This is a genomic window from Methylophaga pinxianii, assembly GCF_020447225.1.
Taxonomy (GTDB): Bacteria; Pseudomonadota; Gammaproteobacteria; order Nitrosococcales; family Methylophagaceae; genus Methylophaga; species Methylophaga pinxianii.
In genome coordinates this window covers 14,802-34,661 of record NZ_JAJAEO010000175.1, presented here as the reverse complement: position 1 = coordinate 34,661, position 19,860 = coordinate 14,802, and the positions used below count along the sequence as shown (strand labels likewise).

The 19,860-nt window shown below is 45.1% G+C and carries 16 protein-coding genes and 1 tRNA gene; 15 read left to right on the top strand and 2 right to left on the bottom strand.

Going from position 1 to position 19,860, the window contains the following annotated elements; genetic code table 11:
* Positions 1 to 2: 2 nt before the first annotated feature.
* Positions 3 to 1,013 (bottom strand): porphobilinogen synthase, encoded by a 1,011-nt coding sequence (gene hemB / locus LGT40_RS09740; protein WP_226075447.1) that lies wholly within the window; start codon positions 1,011 to 1,013, stop codon positions 3 to 5.
* A gap of 165 nt (positions 1,014 to 1,178) precedes the next feature.
* Between hemB and carA the strand changes: the two genes are divergently transcribed.
* The 14 genes from carA (at position 1,179) to LGT40_RS09670 (ending at position 16,778) form a co-directional block, all read left to right on the top strand.
* Positions 1,179 to 2,309, top strand: a complete 1,131-nt coding sequence (gene carA, locus LGT40_RS09735) for a glutamine-hydrolyzing carbamoyl-phosphate synthase small subunit (protein WP_226075450.1) — start codon at positions 1,179 to 1,181, stop codon at positions 2,307 to 2,309.
* 6 nt (positions 2,310 to 2,315) lie between these two features.
* A complete protein-coding gene (gene carB / locus LGT40_RS09730) occupies positions 2,316 to 5,534 on the top strand; it encodes a carbamoyl-phosphate synthase large subunit (protein ID WP_226075453.1) in 3,219 nt (1,072 codons plus the stop codon).
* Entirely contained in the window at positions 5,534 to 6,010 is a 477-nt protein-coding gene (greA, locus tag LGT40_RS09725; RefSeq protein ID WP_226075456.1) for a transcription elongation factor GreA, read from the top strand. The genes carB and greA overlap by 1 nt, the downstream gene beginning before the upstream one ends.
* A gap of 3 nt (positions 6,011 to 6,013) precedes the next feature.
* Complete coding sequence (locus LGT40_RS09720; RefSeq protein WP_226075458.1) at positions 6,014 to 6,478, top strand: DUF4149 domain-containing protein; 465 nt, start codon at positions 6,014 to 6,016, stop codon at positions 6,476 to 6,478.
* A gap of 1 nt (position 6,479) precedes the next feature.
* Positions 6,480 to 7,097 (top strand): 23S rRNA (uridine(2552)-2'-O)-methyltransferase RlmE, encoded by a 618-nt coding sequence (rlmE, locus tag LGT40_RS09715; RefSeq protein WP_226075460.1) that lies wholly within the window; start codon positions 6,480 to 6,482, stop codon positions 7,095 to 7,097.
* A gap of 46 nt (positions 7,098 to 7,143) precedes the next feature.
* Positions 7,144 to 9,045: an ATP-dependent zinc metalloprotease FtsH gene (gene ftsH, locus LGT40_RS09710; protein WP_226075462.1), complete on the top strand. Its 1,902-nt coding sequence runs from the start codon at positions 7,144 to 7,146 to the stop codon at positions 9,043 to 9,045.
* A gap of 12 nt (positions 9,046 to 9,057) precedes the next feature.
* Complete coding sequence (folP, locus tag LGT40_RS09705; protein WP_226075464.1) at positions 9,058 to 9,897, top strand: dihydropteroate synthase; 840 nt, start codon at positions 9,058 to 9,060, stop codon at positions 9,895 to 9,897.
* On the top strand, positions 9,890 to 11,245 hold the full coding sequence (gene glmM, locus LGT40_RS09700; RefSeq protein WP_264177866.1) for a phosphoglucosamine mutase: 1,356 nt from the start codon (positions 9,890 to 9,892) through the stop codon (positions 11,243 to 11,245). Before folP ends, glmM begins: the two co-directional genes overlap by 8 nt.
* Positions 11,246 to 11,342: 97 nt before the next feature.
* Entirely contained in the window at positions 11,343 to 12,122 is a 780-nt protein-coding gene (gene tpiA, locus LGT40_RS09695) for a triose-phosphate isomerase (RefSeq protein ID WP_226075466.1), read from the top strand.
* Between the two features lie 8 nt (positions 12,123 to 12,130).
* Positions 12,131 to 12,457 (top strand): preprotein translocase subunit SecG, encoded by a 327-nt coding sequence (gene secG / locus LGT40_RS09690; protein WP_226075468.1) that lies wholly within the window; start codon positions 12,131 to 12,133, stop codon positions 12,455 to 12,457.
* Positions 12,458 to 12,475: 18 nt separating this feature from the next.
* Positions 12,476 to 12,560 (top strand) — tRNA-Leu (locus LGT40_RS09685).
* Between the two features lie 160 nt (positions 12,561 to 12,720).
* Positions 12,721 to 13,551 (top strand): non-homologous end joining protein Ku, encoded by an 831-nt coding sequence (ku, locus tag LGT40_RS09680; protein ID WP_226075470.1) that lies wholly within the window; start codon positions 12,721 to 12,723, stop codon positions 13,549 to 13,551.
* Between the two features lie 30 nt (positions 13,552 to 13,581).
* Positions 13,582 to 16,053 carry a DNA ligase D gene (gene ligD / locus LGT40_RS09675; RefSeq protein WP_226075471.1) on the top strand — a complete coding sequence of 824 codons (2,472 nt, stop codon included), beginning with the start codon at positions 13,582 to 13,584 and terminating at the stop codon, positions 16,051 to 16,053.
* A complete protein-coding gene (locus LGT40_RS09670; protein ID WP_226075473.1) occupies positions 16,050 to 16,778 on the top strand; it encodes a DUF72 domain-containing protein in 729 nt (242 codons plus the stop codon). The genes ligD and LGT40_RS09670 overlap by 4 nt, the downstream gene beginning before the upstream one ends.
* Here LGT40_RS09670 and rarD read toward each other — a convergent pair.
* Complete coding sequence (rarD, locus tag LGT40_RS09665) at positions 16,775 to 17,653, bottom strand: EamA family transporter RarD (RefSeq protein ID WP_226075475.1); 879 nt, start codon at positions 17,651 to 17,653, stop codon at positions 16,775 to 16,777. The genes LGT40_RS09670 and rarD overlap by 4 nt on opposite strands.
* Positions 17,654 to 17,843: 190 nt before the next feature.
* Here rarD and LGT40_RS09660 point away from each other — a divergent pair, with 190 nt between their 5' ends.
* A complete protein-coding gene (locus LGT40_RS09660) occupies positions 17,844 to 19,814 on the top strand; it encodes a sensor domain-containing protein (RefSeq protein ID WP_226075477.1) in 1,971 nt (656 codons plus the stop codon).
* Positions 19,815 to 19,860 lie beyond the last annotated feature (46 nt).

Here is a 19,860-nt window from a genome sequence, read left to right as displayed (position 1 = left end):
GTTCAGCGTGTTAACGTTTGAGCGATATCTTTAGCGAAGTAGGTGAGAATACCGTCAGCACCAGCCCGTTTAAAGGCCAACAGACTTTCCATAATCACTTCTTCACCGAGCCAGCCATTCAGGATGGCCGCCTTGAGCATCGCGTATTCGCCGCTGACCTGATATACAAAAGTGGGTTTTTGAAAGGTCTGTTTTACCCGGTATAAAACATCCAGATAGGGCATGCCCGGTTTAACCATCACCATATCAGCGCCTTCCTGAATATCCAGCGCAACTTCATGTAGCGCTTCATCGGAATTGGCAGGATCCATCTGATAACTGAATTTATTGCCACCGCCTAAATTACCGGCACTGCCGACCGCATCACGAAATGGTCCATAAAAACTCGAGGCATATTTCGCGGAGTACGCCATGATTCGAGTGTGGATATAACCGGCATTTTCCAAAGCATTCCGAATGGCGCCGATTCGGCCGTCCATCATATCGGAGGGAGCAACCACATCTGCTCCTGCCTGAGCATGCGATAAAGCCTGTTTGATTAAGACTTCAACTGTTTCATCATTGATAATGTAGGCATTTTCATCAATCAAGCCATCCTGACCATGAGTGGTGAAAGGATCCAGAGCCACATCGGTCATCACGCCCAAATCGGGAAAGGCTTTTTTTAATGCTCTCACTGCGCGTTGTGCTAATCCATCCGGATTAAAGGCTTCAGCTGCATCAAGTGATTTTTGTTCCAATGGCGTGACCGGAAACAAGGCCATCATCGGAATACCCAACTTATGAATCACTTCTGCTTCCTGCAACAAAAGATCAATACTCAGTCTTTCTACCCCTGGCATGGATGTGACATATTCGCGCTGGTTTTGTCCTTCCAGTACAAAACAAGGATAAATCAAATCATCAACGGTTAGTTGATGTTCCCGGATAAGCCTCCGTGAAAAGTCATCTTTGCGCAAACGACGAGGTCTTTGTTGTGGAAAGCCAGAAAAATTAAAATACTGTTGGGTCATAAGTTATGCCGAGTAAATAAGCTACGCTTCATACTACCGATGGCAGGGTAACTTGTCATCGTTTTTAGCGTGGACGCATAGGCTCTAGATGCGCTAAAATTGCAAAGATTTTGTCTGGGGAGAACGTCAAGCCCCTGTTCCTTTTTTATCTGGTGGAGGTTCCCATTGCGTACAACTGCGCTACTTGCTCTTGAAGATGGCACGGTCTTTCACGGCGAATCAATCGGTGCTGTGGGCCAGTCAGTTGGTGAAGTGGTATTCAACACCGCGATGACAGGTTATCAGGAAATTATTACCGACCCGTCGTATTGCCGCCAAATCGTAACTCTGACTTATCCGCATATCGGTAATGTTGGCGTCAACAAAGACGATGAAGAATCTGACCAGGTATATGCCAGTGGTTTAATCATTCGCGAACTTTCACCCGTCATGTCCAGCTGGCGCGGTGAAGAATCTTTGGATAAATATCTTGAGCGCCAGAATGTAGTGGGGCTTGCCGGTATTGATACCCGTCGTCTGACCCGTCTGTTACGGGAAAAAGGTGCACAAAAAGGCTGCATCGTTGCTGGCGATAATATTGATGTTGATGCGGCAATTGCTGCAGCCAAAGAATTTGCTGGCTTGAAAGGTATGGATCTCGCCAAAGTGGTCAGCACCAAAGAAGTATACGAATGGTCAGATGGTATCTGGCATATTGATAATGAAATCCGTAAGGCCGAACCCCGTTTTCATGTTGTTGCCTATGACTACGGCATCAAGAAAAATACGATTCGTATGCTGGTCGAACGTGGTTGTAAAGTTACGGTAGTGCCAGCGCAAATGTCAGCTGAAGAGGTTATGAAACTGAATCCGGATGGCATTTATTTATCCAATGGTCCTGGCGATCCTGAACCATGTGATTACGCAATCAAGGCGATCCAGTATTTCCTTGAAAAAGACATGCCGATTTTTGGTATCTGTCTGGGACATCAGTTACTGGCACTGGCCTGCGGCGCCAAAACCGAAAAAATGAAATTCGGCCATCATGGGGCAAATCATCCTGTTCAGGAACTGCTTGCAGGGTTGGTGATGATTACCAGTCAGAACCACAGTTTTGCAGTGGATGAATCCACATTGCCGGATACCGTTGAAACCACCCATCGTTCTTTATTTGATGGCACATTGCAGGGCATTCATCATAAAACCAAGCCGGCTTTCAGCTTTCAGGGACATCCGGAAGCCAGTCCCGGTCCGCAGGATGCTGCACCTCTATTCGATCACTTTATCGACCTACTCGAACAAGCGACAGGTAAATAACACATAATGGCTAAACGTACTGATATTCAAAGCATTCTGATTCTGGGTGCTGGTCCGATTGTTATCGGTCAGGCCTGCGAATTTGATTATTCTGGCGCACAGGCTTGTAAAGCTCTGCGGGAAGAAGGTTATCGCGTCATTCTGGTCAACTCCAACCCGGCCACCATCATGACTGATCCTAATATGGCCGATGCGACTTATATTGAGCCTGTTACCTGGGAAGCAGTCAGCAAGGTGATTGAAGTTGAGCGTCCCGATGCCATTCTGCCGACCATGGGCGGGCAAACCGCGTTGAACTGTGCGTTGGCCCTGGAAAAACATGGCGTACTGGAAAAATATGGTGTCGAGATGATCGGTGCTGACAGCGAAGCCATCAATAAGGCTGAAGACCGTGACCTGTTCCGTGCGGCAATGCGCAAAATTGGTCTCGATATGCCGCAATCAGATATCGCTCACTCGCTTGAAGAAGCTCTGGAAGTCCAACAGAAATTCGGCTTCCCGGTCATTATTCGTCCTTCCTTTACCATGGGCGGCAGTGGCGGTGGTATCGCCTATAATCGTGAAGATTTTGTCGACATTTGCCAACGCGGCTTGTATCTGAGCCCAACATCCGAGTTATTGATTGAAGAGTCGATCATTGGCTGGAAAGAGTATGAAATGGAAGTGGTACGCGATAAAAAAGATAACGCGATCATTATCTGTTCCATTGAAAACTTTGATGCGATGGGGGTGCATACCGGCGATTCCATTACTGTGGCGCCAGCTCAGACACTGACCGATAAAGAATATCAAATCATGCGTAACGCTTCATTGGCGGTATTACGTGAGATTGGTGTCGAAACAGGTGGTTCAAACGTACAGTTTGCGGTCAACCCTGAAACCGGCCGTTTGATTATTATCGAAATGAATCCACGGGTTTCCCGTTCATCTGCATTAGCTTCCAAAGCCACCGGTTTTCCGATTGCCAAAGTGGCTGCCAAACTGGCAGTAGGTTACACGCTGGATGAATTGCAAAATGAAATCACGGGTGGAGCCACACCGGCGTCATTTGAGCCGAGTATTGATTATGTGGTTACGAAAGTGCCCCGTTTTACTTTTGAAAAATTTCCATTGGCCGATAATCGCCTGAGCACTCAGATGAAATCTGTCGGCGAAGTGATGGCTATTGGCCGCAATTTTCAGGAGTCTTTGCAAAAAGCTCTGCGCGGTCTGGAAATCGATCGTGATGGTTTTAACGAAATTCTCGATCTCAAAGCGGAAAATACTGCTGAAGTATTACGTCGCGAGTTGAGTTTACCAGGATCTGACCGTCTATGGTACGTGGGTGATGCCTTCCGGTTTGGCATGAGTTTCGAAGAAGTTCAGCAGCTGACGCATATTGATCCATGGTTTCTGATACAGATTCAGGAGCTGGTTGAGATCGAAAATCAGCTTAAAGAGCGTTCACTGAACGATATCGACGAAGCTGAAATGCGATCATTGAAACGTAAAGGTTTTGCGGATTCAAGACTGGCAAAACTGCTACATAAAACCGAAAAGCAATTCCGTAGCCATCGCCAGGCGATGGGTGTACGTCCGGTATATAAACGCGTAGATACCTGTGCTGCAGAGTTCTCAACATCTACCGCGTATATGTATTCCACTTACGATGAAGAGTGCGAAGCCAACCCGACCGACCGAGACAAGATCATGATTTTAGGTGGTGGTCCAAACCGTATTGGTCAGGGTATTGAATTTGATTACTGTTGTGTTCATGCGGCACTGGCATTGCGCGATGATGGTTATGAAACCATCATGGTCAACTGTAATCCGGAAACTGTTTCCACCGATTACGATACTTCTGATCGTCTTTATTTTGAGTCATTGACGCTGGAAGATGTTCTGGAAATTGTTGCCCTCGAAAAACCTAAAGGCGTAATTGTTCAATTTGGTGGGCAGACACCGCTGAAACTGGCCCGAGCTCTTGAAGCTGCCGGTGTGCCGATTATTGGTACTTCTCCGGATGCGATCGATCATGCGGAAGATCGCGAACGGTTCCAGCAGATGGTTGAAAAACTGGGTTTATTGCAACCACCTAATCGTTTGGCTCATTCGGTTGATACAGCTGTTTCCCTGGCCGCCGAGATCGGTTATCCATTAGTAGTTCGTCCTTCTTATGTGTTGGGCGGCCGGGCGATGGAAATTGTCTATAACGAAGAAGAACTACAACGCTATATGTTGACCGCCGTGTCGGTTTCCAATGATTCTCCGGTGTTGCTGGATCGTTTCCTGGATGATGCTATTGAAGTCGATGTGGATGCCATCTGTGATGGTAAGGAAGTATTGATTGGCGGCATCATGGAGCACATTGAACAAGCTGGTGTTCATTCAGGTGACTCAGCCTGTGCTTTACCGCCTTACAGCCTTAGCCAGGAAGTCATGGATCAGTTACGGATCCAGGTGAAACAGATGGCGATTGAGCTGGGTGTTGTCGGACTGATGAATACACAGTTTGCCATTCAGGGTGATCGCATCTTTATTCTGGAAGTTAATCCTCGTGCTTCTCGTACTGTACCTTATGTTTCAAAAGCCATCGGTGTGCCGTTAGCAAAAGTTGCAGCGCGTTGCATGGCTGGTATGAGCTTGGCAGAGCAGGGTGTCACTAAAGAAGTCATCCCATCTTATTACTCTGTAAAAGAAGCTGTGTTCCCATTCATCAAGTTCCAGGGTGTCGATCCTATTCTGGGACCTGAAATGAAATCGACTGGGGAAGTGATGGGCGTTGGCCGTACGTTTGGTGAAGCCTTTGCCAAATCACAGCTGGCCGCTTCAGTCAGCTTGCCTGTTGGAGGCAAGGCATTTATCTCGGTGCGCGATGCAGATAAGCAAGCGGTTATCAAGATTGCTCAAGATTTGTTAGGCTTAGGCTTTTCGTTGCTGGCCACTCGTGGCACTCAACAAACGCTGATTGATGCCGATGTTCCTTGTGAGCGAGTCAAGAAAGTCGCAGAAGGCCAGCCGCATATTGTTGATATGATTAAAAACGATGAAATTGCGCTGATTGTGAATACAACAGAGGGTCGTCAGGCTGTTGCGGATTCCAGAGAGATACGCCGCGCAGCATTGCAGCATCAGGTCAATTACACCACCACACTTGCTGCTGCCCGTGCCACGATTTTGGCCTTGAACTGTGAAGACAGCGTATCGGTGAATCGTTTACAGTCATTACATGGAGAATTGAATTAATGGCCGTACCTATTACAGAACGCGGTGCTCAGGCACTGAAAACCGAATTACATGATCTGAAAACGGTTAAGCGTCCAGCCGTAGTGAATGCGATTTCTGAAGCACGTGCACATGGTGATTTAAAAGAAAATGCCGAATACCATGCTGCCCGCGAACAGCAAAGTTTTATTGAGGGCCGCATTCAGGAACTTGAATCGACTTTGGCGGATTGTCAGGTCATTGATCCCACTGCTTTACCAAAAGATGGTCGAGTAGTGTTTGGTGTGACCGTTGATTTGCTGAATATTGATACGGATGATGAAGTGCGCTATCAGATCGTCGGTGATTATGAATCGGATATTAAACAAAACCGGATTTCTATCTCTTCTCCTATTGCTCGTGCACTTATCGGTAAGGAAATAGATGATATCGCCACGGTACAGGCACCTGGCGGTGCTATTGAATATGAAATCACTGGCATCCACTATCTGGGTTAACTGTTGAACCGTTCAGAAACCATTGGCGAGCGCCTGCTGTTAACACTTTGGGTAGGCGCTTTGTGGTCAATTGGTTATATGGCTGTTCCTTTAGCCTTTGTCAGCCTGGAAACTCTGGTGGCCGCTGAATATGCGGCCAAATTGTTTTTTGCCGTCAATGTGATTGGTCTCATCAGTGGCACACTGATTTTATTAGGCAAGCTGATTATTCAACGTGGCAAGACTATCCATTCCTGGCGTTTCTGGGTGTTGATTGCCATGTTGGTCATTACGTTGCTTTTCAGTATGTATGTTCAGCCGGAGATGGCCAGTGTCAAAGCTATTGAAAACTGGCGGCTGGACAGTGATTTAGCTCAACGGTTTGAACGTTTACATTTATTAAGCCAAAATCTTTACCTGATGCTAAGTCTCGCTGGCTTATTATTAGTGCTTAGTAGCGATAAGCATCACGTCATCCAAAAGGCCTGATATGGCACGAAGTAAATCAAGCAATAATTGGCTGAGAGAACATTTTGACGATCCCTATGTCAAAAAGGCTCAACAGAAAGGATATCGCTCCCGAGCTACTTTCAAACTGGAAGAAATTGATCAGAAAGATAAGTTGATCCGCCACGGCATGTCGATTGTGGACTTGGGAGCCGCGCCGGGGGGGTGGTCAGATTATGCTTTGCATCGTGTCGGCGACAAAGGTAAAGTCATTGCATTGGACATTTTGCCAATGACGCCATTGACCGGCGTACATTTCATCGAAGGTGATTTTCGTGAGGATCACGTCCTTGAACAATTAAATGAAGTATTGGCCGGACAATCGATAGACCTTGTATTATCGGATATGGCCCCCAATATGACTGGTGTGGATGCAATCGATCAGCCTGGCAGTATGCATCTGGTTGAACTGGCCTTGGATTTTGCTATTACTAACTTGAGTAAACAGGGTGATTTTCTGGTCAAAGTTTTCCAGGGTGAAGGCTTTGATGAATTTTTGAAGTCCATGCGAAGTCATTTTAATAAAGTGATAACTCGTAAACCGGATGCTTCCCGGGCACGCAGCCGTGAAGTTTATTTGCTTGGTCGCGGACGGAAATGACAGCAAAACAAACTAACGTTACTAGGGGTAACATACATTGAGTGACATGATGAAAAATATTGTTTTATGGGTCGTCATCGCGATGGTATTGATGTCGGTATTTAACAATTTTGGTCCACAGCAAAGTAAGCAGAGCGAGATGGATTATTCGACCTTTATCAGCAACGTGAAAAGCGGTGCGGTATCCAGTGTTGATATCCAGGGACGAACTATTACCGGTAAATTATCGGATGGAAGTCAATTTACTACCTTCAGTCCTGAATATGATCCTGGTCTAATTGGTGATTTGCTGGATAACGGTGTAGCTATCAAAGCCGAGCCCGTTGAAAAAACTGGTCTGTTGATGCAGATCTTTATTTCCTGGTTCCCGATGTTACTGCTGATTGCTGTCTGGATTTTCTTTATGCGACAGATGCAAGGCGGTGGTGGCAAAAACCCGATGTCATTCGGTAAAAGCAAAGCCCGAATGTTAAATGAAGATCAGGTAAAAGTGACTTTCAAAGATGTCGCTGGTGTTGAGGAAGCTAAAGAAGAAGTACATGAATTAGTGGATTTCTTACGCGATCCTGGCAAGTTCCAGAAACTTGGTGGACGTATTCCACGCGGTATCCTGATGGTCGGGTCGCCGGGTACTGGTAAAACATTGCTGGCTAAAGCCATTGCCGGTGAGGCAAAAGTACCTTTCTTTACTATCTCAGGTTCTGATTTCGTTGAGATGTTTGTCGGCGTAGGTGCATCACGTGTACGTGACATGTTCGAACAGGCAAAAAAACACGCACCATGCATTATCTTTATAGATGAGATCGATGCGGTGGGTCGTCACCGTGGTGCCGGTTTAGGCGGTGGTAATGACGAACGTGAGCAAACACTGAACCAGTTACTGGTTGAGATGGATGGTTTTGAAGGTAATGAAGGTGTCATTATTATTGCTGCCACCAACCGTCCTGACGTACTTGATCCAGCTTTACTGCGTCCGGGACGTTTCGACAGGCAGGTTGTAGTGCCATTACCGGATATTCGTGGCCGTGAACAGATCCTTAAAGTGCATTTGGGTAAAGTACCGGCTGATGAAGATGTTGATCCAAGTGTTATAGCACGTGGAACACCAGGCTTTTCAGGTGCTGATCTGGCCAATCTGGTTAACGAGGCAGCCTTATTTGCGGCACGTACCAATAAACGACTGGTATCGATGGTGGACTTGGAGTTAGCCAAAGATAAAATCATGATGGGTGCTGAACGTCGTTCTATGGTCATGAGTGATAAAGAAAAAGAACTGACGGCGTATCACGAAGCCGGCCATGCGATTGTTGGCCGTAGTGTGCCAGGTCATGATCCTGTCTATAAAGTCAGTATTATTCCCCGTGGTCGTGCTTTAGGTGTGACGATGTTTTTACCGATCGAAGACAGATACAGTTACACCAAACAGCAATTGGAAAGTCAGATTTCCAGTTTGTATGGTGGGAGACTGGCTGAAGAAATGATCTTTGGAGCTGAAGCGGTGACTACGGGTGCGTCGAACGATATTCAGCGGGCAACCGAGCTGGCACACAATATGGTCACTAAATGGGGCTTGTCCGACAATATGGGACCATTGTCTTATGGTGAAGATGAGGGAGAAGTTTTCCTTGGTCGCAGTGTCACCCAGCATAAGTCTGTATCTGATTTGACAGCAAAACAGATTGATGAAGACGTTCGCGCATTGATTACCAGAAACTATGACCGTGCCAAAAAGATCCTGACTGAAAACTCTGATAAATTGCACACCATGGCAAAATTGCTGATCAAATATGAAACTATCGACAGTGATCAGATTGATGCCATTATGGAAGGCCGTGAACCTGGTGCACCGAAAGGCTGGGATGATAAATCATCGACGCCACCACCTTCTGCAAAAGCAGATGAAAGTGGCCCAGAACCAACGGGTAAGCCTGCTGATCAATTAAACTGAGATAGTTAAATCATGATGATGGATTTCGCGGGCAAATCATTAGATTTGTCCGCTCCTCACGTCATGGGCATCGTCAATGTCACGCCCGACTCCTTTTCGGATGGCGGGCGTTTTTTTTCTGCTGACAAAGCCCTTGAACAAGCTCGAAAACTGGTTGAAGATGGCGCTACTATTATTGATATTGGTGGTGAATCGACTCGTCCCGGGTCAGATCCGGTTAGATTAGAAGAAGAAATTCGCCGTGTGGTACCTGCAATAGAAGCTATACACAGTGAGCTGGATGTGGTTATTTCAATCGATACCATGAAGGCGGATGTTATGCGGGCAGCAGTATCTGCGGGTGCCAGCCTGATAAACGATGTGAATGCATTGCGTGGAGAAGGTGCATTACAAGCGGCGGCTGATCTGGCTGTGCCGGTTTGCCTGATGCACATGCAAGGTACTCCCCAGAACATGCAGCAACAGCCTCATTATCAGGATGTGGTGAGTGAGGTCAGGACTTTTTTATTTGAAAGGGTCGCTGTTTGTGAAGCGGCAGGAATTGCCCGGTCGCAGATTATTCTTGATCCAGGATTTGGTTTCGGAAAAAATGCTCGTCACAATCTTCGCTTGATGAAACATTTACTGAGCTTAACCGAATCGGATTTACCCGTTCTGGTTGGAGTATCACGGAAATCCATCATTGGGGCCATGTTAAACGTTTCAGTTGAGGAACGTTTGGCGGGTAGCCTGGCTTTGGCTTCAATAGCCGTTTGGCAGGGAGCGAAAATTATTCGCAGTCATGATGTGCGTGAGACGGTACAAGCGATCCGGTTGTGTGAACATGTAATGCAGGTTAACGATTTTGATTGAAAAAAAACGACGCTATTTTGGTACTGATGGTATTCGCGGACGGGTAGGTGATGGTGCTATTACTCCGGATTTTGTATTAAAACTCGGTTGGGCTGTTGGACGAGTTCTGGCTAAGGAGCGTAATAGTAAAGTCTTAATCGGCAAAGATACGCGAATATCCGGCTATATGTTCGAATCAGCACTACAGGCAGGACTTTCAGCTGCAGGTGTAGACGTGTATCTGATGGGGCCGATGCCGACACCTGCAGTGGCTTACTTAACACGAACGTTTCATGCACAAGCAGGTATTGTGATCAGTGCTTCGCATAATCCTTACCATGATAATGGGATTAAATTCTTCTCAGACCAAGGTACTAAACTGCCAGACTCAGTTGAGCTTGCCATTGAGGCGATGCTGGACCAACCTATTAAAACCGTCGACTCCGATCACTTGGGTAAGGCACACCGTATATCTGATGCGGCAGGACGTTATATTGAGTTTTGTAAAAGTACCATTTCAACCGGTGTTGATTTATCCAATCTAAAAATCGTGGTGGATTGTGCTCATGGAGCGACCTATCACATAGCGCCTAATGTCTTTCGGGAGCTGGGGGCAGAAGTTATTCTGATGGGTGCCGAGCCGGATGGACTTAATATCAATCAAAACTGTGGCTCAACGGAACCCCGGTTGTTACAAGCCGGTGTGTTAGAGCACAAAGCCGATTTGGGTATTGCACTGGATGGTGATGGTGATCGTCTGATCATGGTTGACCATCAAGGTGAACTGGTTGATGGCGATGATATTTTGTTTATCATTGCCCGAGGCAGGCAGCGTGTAGGACTGGGAAGAGGACATGTGGTCGGCACGCAAATGTCTAATCTGGGATTACAGCATGCCCTTGAAAAACATGACATTATCCTGCATAGAGCGAATGTCGGCGATCGCTATGTGATGGAGAAATTACAACAGGTTGACGGGTTAATTGGTGGCGAAGCCTCAGGTCATATTATCTGTCTCGATAAAACCAGTACTGGCGATGGTATCGTCGCAGCATTACAGGTACTGGCTGAAATACAACAAACTGGCAGTAGTCTGCATGAACTGTGTTCAGCAGTGATCAAATACCCTCAGCGACTTATCAATGTACGAATTGATAAGCTGGTCAATATGCAGGACTACCCAGAGATTCAAGCTGCAGTTGAAAGCATTGAGGCCAAGCTGGGTAATGAAGGTCGCGTATTATTGCGCGCTTCTGGCACCGAGCCGGTTATCCGCGTCATGGTGGAAGGTCATGATGCAACGCGTACCAACCAGTTAGCCAAAAGCCTGGCAGAACAAATTGAGAGCATTCTACAGAACCAATCCTGAGATGATTTTGAGTAACAATATAAGTCCTAATGACATTGCTTTATCAACTGTCAGTCGGTAACCTTTATGATTCATTCTTATATAAGAGTAGGTGTCTGTGCGCAAACCGCTGGTCGCTGGTAACTGGAAAATGAACGGCTCTAGCGCAAGCAATAAATTATTGCTTGATGCAATACTGGCGCAAAGAGACTCCTTTGCTTCGGTTGATGTTGCCTTATTTCCACCCGCACTTTATATCCAACAAGTTCAGTCCGCTTTAACCGATTCAGGAATGTTCTGGGGTACACAAAACGTATCCCAGTTTGACTCCGGAGCCTACACCGGTGAAATTTCGGCAGCTATGCTGCGAGACTTTGGCTGCCAATATGTTTTGATTGGTCATTCTGAACGTCGTTGTTTGTATGCTGAGCTGAATCTGGACCAGATCTTTCTGGACCATATCATCGCTGAAAAATATGAGATGGCCATTCGTCACGGAATTACACCGATTATTTGTATTGGTGAAAGCCCCGAAGAACATTCAATGGGGCGCACAGAAGAAATGGTCGCGCGATTGATGGATATTGTAATTGCGCAACAGGGTGTCGAAATGCTGTCAAAATCTGTATTGGCATATGAGCCAGTTTGGGCAATTGGCACTGGCAAGACAGCCAGCCCTGAATGGGCGCAGGATGTACATTCTTTCATGCGACAACGGGTCGCAAAACATGATGCAAAAATTGCTGCATCACTCAGAATACTTTACGGCGGCAGCGTAAAAGGTAATAATGCTGCTCCATTATTTGCCAAGCCAGATATTGATGGTGGATTAATCGGTGGCGGTTCACGTGATGCCGATGAATTTATCAAAATCTGTCAGGCTGCTGCTCAAAATTAGGAAGTTAAATGGATGCGTTGATTTTGGTGATTCACGTTGTGATTTCACTATTGTTAGTAGGTTTGATTTTAATCCAGCATGGTAAAGGTGCGGATGCTGGCGCTGCTTTTGGTGGCGGTGGTGGTGGCGGAGCATCTGCTAGCCTGTTTGGTAGTCAAGGTTCAGCTTCATTCTTGAGCCGGAGCAGTGCCATTCTGGCAACAGTATTTTTCATCACGAGTTTGACACTGGCTTATCTCGCAGGTAATACCGAGCGGGTTCAAAGCGTTACTGATTCCGTAGTGATCGAACAACCTGTTGAAGAAACTCCAGCGGATCTTCCCGAGTTTCCGTAAAATATCCCTCAGTTAATTGCCGTCGTGGTGAAATTGGTAGACACGCTATCTTGAGGGGGTAGTGCCTTAGGGTGTGCCGGTTCGACTCCGGCCGACGGCACCAATTATAAACCCGCCAGTGGTAAACACTGAGCGGGTTTTTTACATTCTGTTCTTGCTATTTCTGTCCATATCTCTAAGATTTAAACAGGCTTTGTTCATCTTGATGTTCTATCAGTTAAGCCTTCAATTCCATTTTTACATGTTTAAAAAGGTCTCTCTTTATGGCTCTACGCGCATATTGGAAAGGACATATCCGTCTCTCACTGGTTTCGTTCCCGGTCAGATTGCATGCGGCTATAACCAGTAGCGAAAAGATTTCACTGCATCAGTATGATAAAGAAACGGGTGATCGTATCCGCTATCAGAAAGTCGATGAAAGCGGTGATGAGGTGGTTGGAGAAGACATTATCCGAGGTTACGAGTACGAGAAGGGGAGTTATGTTCCAATCGAGGATGAGGATCTGGACAAGCTGAAGCTGGAAAGTAAGCACACTATTGAACTGGTGCAGTTCACGGATATTGATGATGTCGATCCGATATATTTTGAAAAATCCTACTATGTGGTACCAGAAGGCGAGATAGCTGAAGAGGCTTTCCTTACCGTCCGCGAAGCGCTTAAGTCCTCTAAAAAAGCTGCAATTGGGCAGGTGGTGTTGAACAAAAAAGAGCGCATTGTCTGTTTACGCCCATGCTGCAATGGCATGATTATGGATACGCTGAGATACGATTATGAAGTACGCGAATCACAGCGTTACTTTGAAGACATCCCTAAAAAAGCCAAGATTAATAAAGAGCAGCTTGAACTCGCTAAACAATTAATTGAACAGAAAACCCAACCTTTTGATCCAAAGGCTTTTAAAGATAATTATCAGCAAGGGTTGCTGGATATTATTGAAGCCAAATTGAAGGGTAAAAAAGTCACCACCTCAGGTAAAAAACCACAAGCCGATAATGTCGTGAATATTGTGGATGCCCTGAAAAAAAGCCTTGAACAAAGTCAAAAAAGTAAAAAACCGAGAAAGAAATCGACTTCAAAATCTAAAGCCTCGTAATATTCTTTGAGGCAAAGGAAGTATCTTTTTATGGTCCACAATGCTTTAAAAAAATACAACGACAAACGAAATTTCGGAATTACCGAAGAGCCACCGGGAAAACTCAGTAAAAAGCGTAAATCCGGACTAATCTTTACGGTGCAGAAACATGATGCAACGCGTCAGCATTATGATTTCCGGCTTGAATGGCAAGGCGTACTGCTCAGTTGGGCGGTTCCCAAAGGTCCCAGTTATTGTCCCAAAGATAAAAGGCTTGCTGTTCGTACTGAAGACCATCCGCTTTCGTATCATGATTTCGAGGGAGTGATACCCGCCAAGCAATATGGTGCTGGACCTGTGATGCTTTGGGATACTGGAGTATGGGAACCACTTGATAAGGATCCGGAAAAAGCGTTGTCACAAGGGAAAATCACCTTTCGTTTAACAGGTAAGAAATTAAACGGTGAATGGACGCTGGCACGGATGAATGACAAACAGAAGGGGCGGGAAAACTGGCTGCTGATCAAGCGTAATGATGACACTGCGATAGCTCAGCCAGATACGAAATTTTTAGAAAAAACAGATTTTAGTGTTAAGTCAGGGCGTGATTTTGCAGAAATTGCGGCCAATATATCCACTCCTGTTTCTGCTCCGGTAACCAACACGCCGAATTTAGCAACTTTACAAAAAAAATATCATTCACCCCAGTTGGCCACTCTGGTAGACAATCCTCCTACTGGAGATAACTGGGTTCATGAAGTGAAATACGATGGCTATCGTATTCTGGTGTTTTTCCGAAACGGAGAGGTTCGCATCCTGACCCGTAATGGTCATGATTGGACAGATAAGTTTCCACTGATCGCGCAGGCTTTTCAAAAACTTGAAACCGGTACATTTGTTCTGGACGGGGAAGTGGTGGTACTTAATGAAAAAGGGGTGAGTGATTTTAAAGCATTGCAGGAAGCACTGACGACCAAAGATGTTCCGATGCAAGGATATTTTTTTGATTTGCTCTATTGGAGTGGCGAGGATTACAGCAAAAAAATATTATCCCAGCGTCGCAAGGCTCTGGAGCAGTTGTTTAAGGAATTCCCGGCAGGTCCTTTGTATCTAAGTGAGATAATTGAGGGCGATGCTAAAGAGATCATCAGTAAAGCCTGTGATTTGAATCTGGAAGGTATTATTTCCAAAAAAGCTGATGCCAAATACAGTCAAACGCGAAATAAATATTGGCTGAAAAGTAAATGTCAGCAGCGACAGGAGTTTATTATCTGTGGCTTTGAACCAGCCAGTTCCAGTGATAAAGCTATTGGTTCGCTGCACCTGGGTTTCTACCAACAAAAAAAACTGCTTTATGCCGGAAAAGTAGGCACCGGTTTCAGTCATCAAATGGCTTTTGATTTATATCAAAAGTTACAGCCATTACAAATAAACAAACCGGCATTTGATCAACGACCAGGTGGCAGTTTCAAATCTACTCATTGGGTAAAACCAGAATTATTATGTGAAGTGGAATTTGCTACCTGGACCAGAAGCGGTAAGGTGCGCCATGCGTCATTTCAGGGATTACGTGCAGATAAGCAGCCTAAGCAAATTATTAAAGAACAAGCTATCAGCACAGCTGAACGATCCAGGAAAGATCAGGCTGATAAAGTTGCCGGAGTCGTTATCAGTAATGCTGACAGACAGATCTTTCCTCAGGCTCAAATCAGTAAAGGTGAATTAGCGTCATTTTATGAGGCGCTTAGTGATGAGATTATGCCATGGTTGAAAAACCGGCCTTTAAGTGTGGTGCGTTGCCCGGGAGGTATTGATCATCAATGCTTTTTCCAGCGTTCCAAAGGCAAGGGCATGCCAAAGCATATCCATACCATAACCATCAGCCATAATGACAAATCGCACGAGTATATTTATTTGAAACAACTGATGGGTTTGATTGAGCTGGTGCAGATGGGCAGCATTGAGATGCATCCATGGGGCGCTAAAATCGATAACATCGAAAAGCCGGATAAGATTGTGTTTGATCTGGATCCCGATGAGGACATTCCCTTTGAAGCAGTAAAATTAGCTGCACAGGATGTTAGGCATCGTCTCGATGATTTGGGGCTTGAATCCTTTGTTAAATGTACTGGCGGTAAAGGCCTGCACGTTACTGTGCCCATTCAACGTCGACAAGAATGGGATACGGTTAAGACGTTTGCCCGGAATTTCGCCCAGCAAATGGTTAAGGCGGTCCCCCTGGCTTATACGATTAATATGGCAAAAAAACAGCGTAAGGGAAAAATCTTTATTGATTATTTACGCAATGATTTTGCTTCAACAGCCGTAATGGATTATTGCGTCCGTGCACGACCGGGGGCGCCAGTTGCGGTACCGCTTCATTGGGAAGAGCTGGATTCGCTGGATTCTGCCCACCAGTTTTCAATAGAGGATGTTCTGCAGCGGCAAGCAGCCAGTAAGCTGTTTGTTTATCCTGCTATTCGTCAGGGTCTTACACAGCAAATGTTAATGGAAGTGGAATGATGGCTAAGGTCCTTATCGGAACGTCGGGATGGAGTTATTCTCAATGGAAAGACAATTTTTATCCTGCAGAAATCAAAAGTCAGGATTATCTGAAACATTATGCCAGTGTGTTTGATACCACAGAAATCAATAACAGTTTCTACCATCTGCCAAGTGAGAAGAGCCTGAAAAAATGGATGGAAGTTACGCCGTCTGATTTTGTCTTTGCTATTAAAGCCAGCCGGTATATTACTCACAACAAAAAACTCAAGGATCCAGAAGAAAGTATTGATAATTTTTTTGAAGCAATAAAACCCATCAAGAAAAAATCCGGACCGATCCTGTTTCAGTTGCCACCAAACTGGCATGCCAATCCAAAGCGACTGGAATTGTTTTTGAAAACTTTACCCGATGGTTATCAATATACCTTCGAATTTCGTGACAAAGATTGGCTTAACGATGAGATTTATCAGCTATTGAAACAACATAACGCTGCGTTATGTTTTTACGATTTTAAAGGTTTTCAATCACCGGAGGTGATCACTGCTGACTTTATCTACATCAGATTGCATGGGCCTGAAAAAGCTTATCAGGGCTCTTATAACGGTCATCGTCTCAATGCCTATGCCGAAAAAATCCGACAATGGCAACAGCAAGGGTTTGATGTGTATTGCTATTTTGATAATGATCAAAAAGGCTGTGCCCCACAGGATGCCCGCCAGTTATCAGACGCCTTAAAAAACTAAAGCCGCTGACGCTGCTGATGTTTTTTCCACATACCTGCGATAAAAAATATTAGGGCAATCCAGATTATTCCAAAAGTTATCAGCCTTTCCGGTGGATAAGCTTCTTTAAGTACAAATACACCAATCACAAATTGAATGGTTGGATTAATGTACATGATGAAACCTACCACGGATAAGTCGACGCGGCTGGCCGCCATGGCAAATAATACCAGTGGCAAAGCGGTGAGCAGACCGGAACCAATCAGTAACAGACTCAATTGGATAGAGTCTCCAAATGCCAGATTGTAATCAGAGTTTGACGCTTGCCAGAGAATCCAGACGAATGCGACTGGCGCTAACCATAGGGTTTCTATTGTCAGACCATTAACGCCATCCACCGGATGTTTTTTACGGATCAGTCCATATAAAGCAAAAGCCAGAGCCAGTGATAACCCAACCCAGGGCAGCCTTCCCAGGCTGAACCATTCCCATAGAACTGCAACAGTGGCCAGAACTCCAGCCCATGCCTGTAATGGATGCAATTGTTCTTTTAGTAACCATCTGGCCAATAGCAGGCTCATGACGGGGGTAATGAAATATCCCAGGCTGGCTTCAAGAACGCGATGTTGTGATACCGCCCAGATAAAGATCAGCCAATTTATGGCGATAAGTAGTGATGATAGCGCCAGCCACAACAGTAATTTTTTATCGGCAAAGGTTTTAATTAATTTACGACCGCGCCCCAGTAATAGTCCTACCAGCATGGTTGCTAATAAAGACCAGAGTATTCGATGCGATAAAACTTCAACAGCTGATACGCTATTCAAATAGCTGAAATAAAGTGGAAAGCTGCCCCAGATAACATACGCAGCAATGGCAAAAATTAGACCATACATAAGGATTCAGCCTTGAAAAACAAGTGGCAGCGATGACATGCCTGTTTAGTTGTACCCGAACATTTTAATAAAGTGGCTATCTAAGAAGCTAAGTTTAAGTAATTAATTTCTTTAAGTGCTATTTTAACGCGCTACAGTGTCACAGGTTTAAACCTCAGTCAGAAATTGTGGAATTAAACAGGGAGTTCATGTGATCAGGACTAAACTGAACCGGCTTCAAAAACGGTTAACAGAATTGCGAAAGCTCGGCTTTTTTGTACCATTAAGAATTGCACTGAGTTACGGTCTTTTTGCTTCACTCTGGATAATCTTTTCTGATCAACTGATGCAGCAATTGACCAATGATGCTCAATTGTTATCTCGTCTACAGACTTATAAGGGATTACTTTTTGTCACCATAACCACTATCCTGATCTGGCTGTTGGTACAACGCTTCTGGCTTTCCCAAACCAAACTGTTCATGGCTTTAGAAGACAGTAAAACTCGTCTAAAAGTGATTTTTGATAATGTGCCGTGTGGAATTCAGGAATGTGATTTACAAGGACGCATCACCTTCAGCAACCTTGCTCAACATGAGATTATCGGTCTTCAACCCAATGAGCTGATTGGGCTTTATATTTGGGATTACCAGCCCGACGAGAGTAGCAGACAGCAATTCAAAAACTTTTTTAATGACTTGGTCACCAACCAGCCTCAACCTGAACGTTTGGTCACGAGTAATCAGGCCAGTAATGGTCAGCAAAAGATTCTGGAATATAACTGGGATTATATTTATGACGATAATAAAGCCCTATCTGGGCTTATCATGGTCATTTCTGATATCACCATGCGTCAGCAACAGGAAGAGCGGATACTCCATTTAGCGCATTACGATACTTTGACCGGTTTGCCTAATCGGTTCTTATCAATGGAACGCTTATCTCAGTTACTTGAACAAGCACGACATAATGACATGTTGATAGCTGTATTGTGTCTGGATTTGGATGATTTCAAAAAAATCAATGAGTCTATGGGGCATGATACGGGAGACCAGTTATTGATTCAGGTTGCTGAGCGTATTCAGGCGCATTTAAGGCCTAGCGATACACTTGGTCGCCTTGGTGGCGATGAATTTCTTGTGTTATTGACCGAAATATCGACGAGTGATCGGATAACCCCTGTGCTTGAAAACCTGATTCAACAATTTCGGCGGCCCTTCATCATTGATGAGCAAACGATAACACTCACCTTGAGTCTCGGTGTGGCCATTTTTCCCCAGGATGGAACGAATGCCTCACAATTACTTCGACAGGCTGATACGGCGATGTTTTATGCAAAACATAATGGTCGCAATACATTTGTTTACTACACCGAGTCGATGAATCGTGAAGCTGATCGTCGATTAAAGATAGAACAACAGATGTATGGTGCATTGGAGAGGGGCGAATTTTATTTGCTTTATCAGCCACAGATTGAATTGGAAACAGGAAACATTATCGGTGCTGAAGCTTTGTTGCGTTGGCAAAATGAACAGTTGGGGCCGATTGGACCGGATGAATTTATTCCTGTCGCAGAGCAAACCGGCTTAATTGTCACGATTGGCGAGTTTGTGATGCATTGCGCCATCAAGATGCTCTCCACCTGGCAGACAACTCAACCTGATTTTCGTATGGCAATCAACCTTTCACCTTGTCAATTTCGCGATCCAGGACTACTGGGATTTGTTGAGCAGCAATTAAGCCACTATCCAGTTCAAGCCAAGACATTGGAACTGGAAATAACAGAAGGTGTGTTATTAAGTGGCTACTTGATGACAGATGACTTATTTAAATCCTTTAATGATATGGGCATCGAGATGGCAATGGATGATTTTGGTACCGGCTATTCATCGCTCAGCTATCTGCGTCGTTATCCTTTTGCAATACTCAAAATTGATCGCAGTTTCATTAATGATATGACCACTGATTCAGCAGATCACGAACTGGTGAATGCCAGCATTGCGATGGCACATAGTCTTGGTTTGAAAGTAGTAGCAGAAGGTGTGGAAACACTTCAGCAAGCAAGTTCACTTAAAACCATGCGATGCGATTACGTGCAGGGATATTTTTACAGCAAACCTATCACAGCGGAGACACTGGAGAAAATGTTACCGAGAGGGGCATTCAATTCTGACGTAATGTGAGCTTCAAATACAGCACGTTAAAGTGTAGTATCGTGAGCTGATCAAA

What these genes read in the sequence shown, in the direction of transcription:
- hemB (WP_226075447.1), bottom strand. Translation starts at nt 1,013, where the DNA reads ATGACCCAACAGTATTTTAATTTTTCTGGCTTTCCACAACAAAGACCT.
- carB (WP_226075453.1), top strand. Translation starts at nt 2,316, where the DNA reads ATGGCTAAACGTACTGATATTCAAAGCATTCTGATTCTGGGTGCTGGT.
- greA (WP_226075456.1), top strand. Translation starts at nt 5,534, where the DNA reads ATGGCCGTACCTATTACAGAACGCGGTGCTCAGGCACTGAAAACCGAA.
- rlmE (WP_226075460.1), top strand. Translation starts at nt 6,480, where the DNA reads ATGGCACGAAGTAAATCAAGCAATAATTGGCTGAGAGAACATTTTGAC.
- ftsH (WP_226075462.1), top strand. Translation starts at nt 7,144, where the DNA reads ATGATGAAAAATATTGTTTTATGGGTCGTCATCGCGATGGTATTGATG.
- folP (WP_226075464.1), top strand. Translation starts at nt 9,058, where the DNA reads ATGATGATGGATTTCGCGGGCAAATCATTAGATTTGTCCGCTCCTCAC.
- secG (WP_226075468.1), top strand. Translation starts at nt 12,131, where the DNA reads ATGGATGCGTTGATTTTGGTGATTCACGTTGTGATTTCACTATTGTTA.
- ku (WP_226075470.1), top strand. Translation starts at nt 12,721, where the DNA reads ATGGCTCTACGCGCATATTGGAAAGGACATATCCGTCTCTCACTGGTT.
- ligD (WP_226075471.1), top strand. Translation starts at nt 13,582, where the DNA reads ATGGTCCACAATGCTTTAAAAAAATACAACGACAAACGAAATTTCGGA.
- LGT40_RS09670 (WP_226075473.1), top strand. Translation starts at nt 16,050, where the DNA reads ATGATGGCTAAGGTCCTTATCGGAACGTCGGGATGGAGTTATTCTCAA.
- rarD (WP_226075475.1), bottom strand. Translation starts at nt 17,653, where the DNA reads ATGTATGGTCTAATTTTTGCCATTGCTGCGTATGTTATCTGGGGCAGC.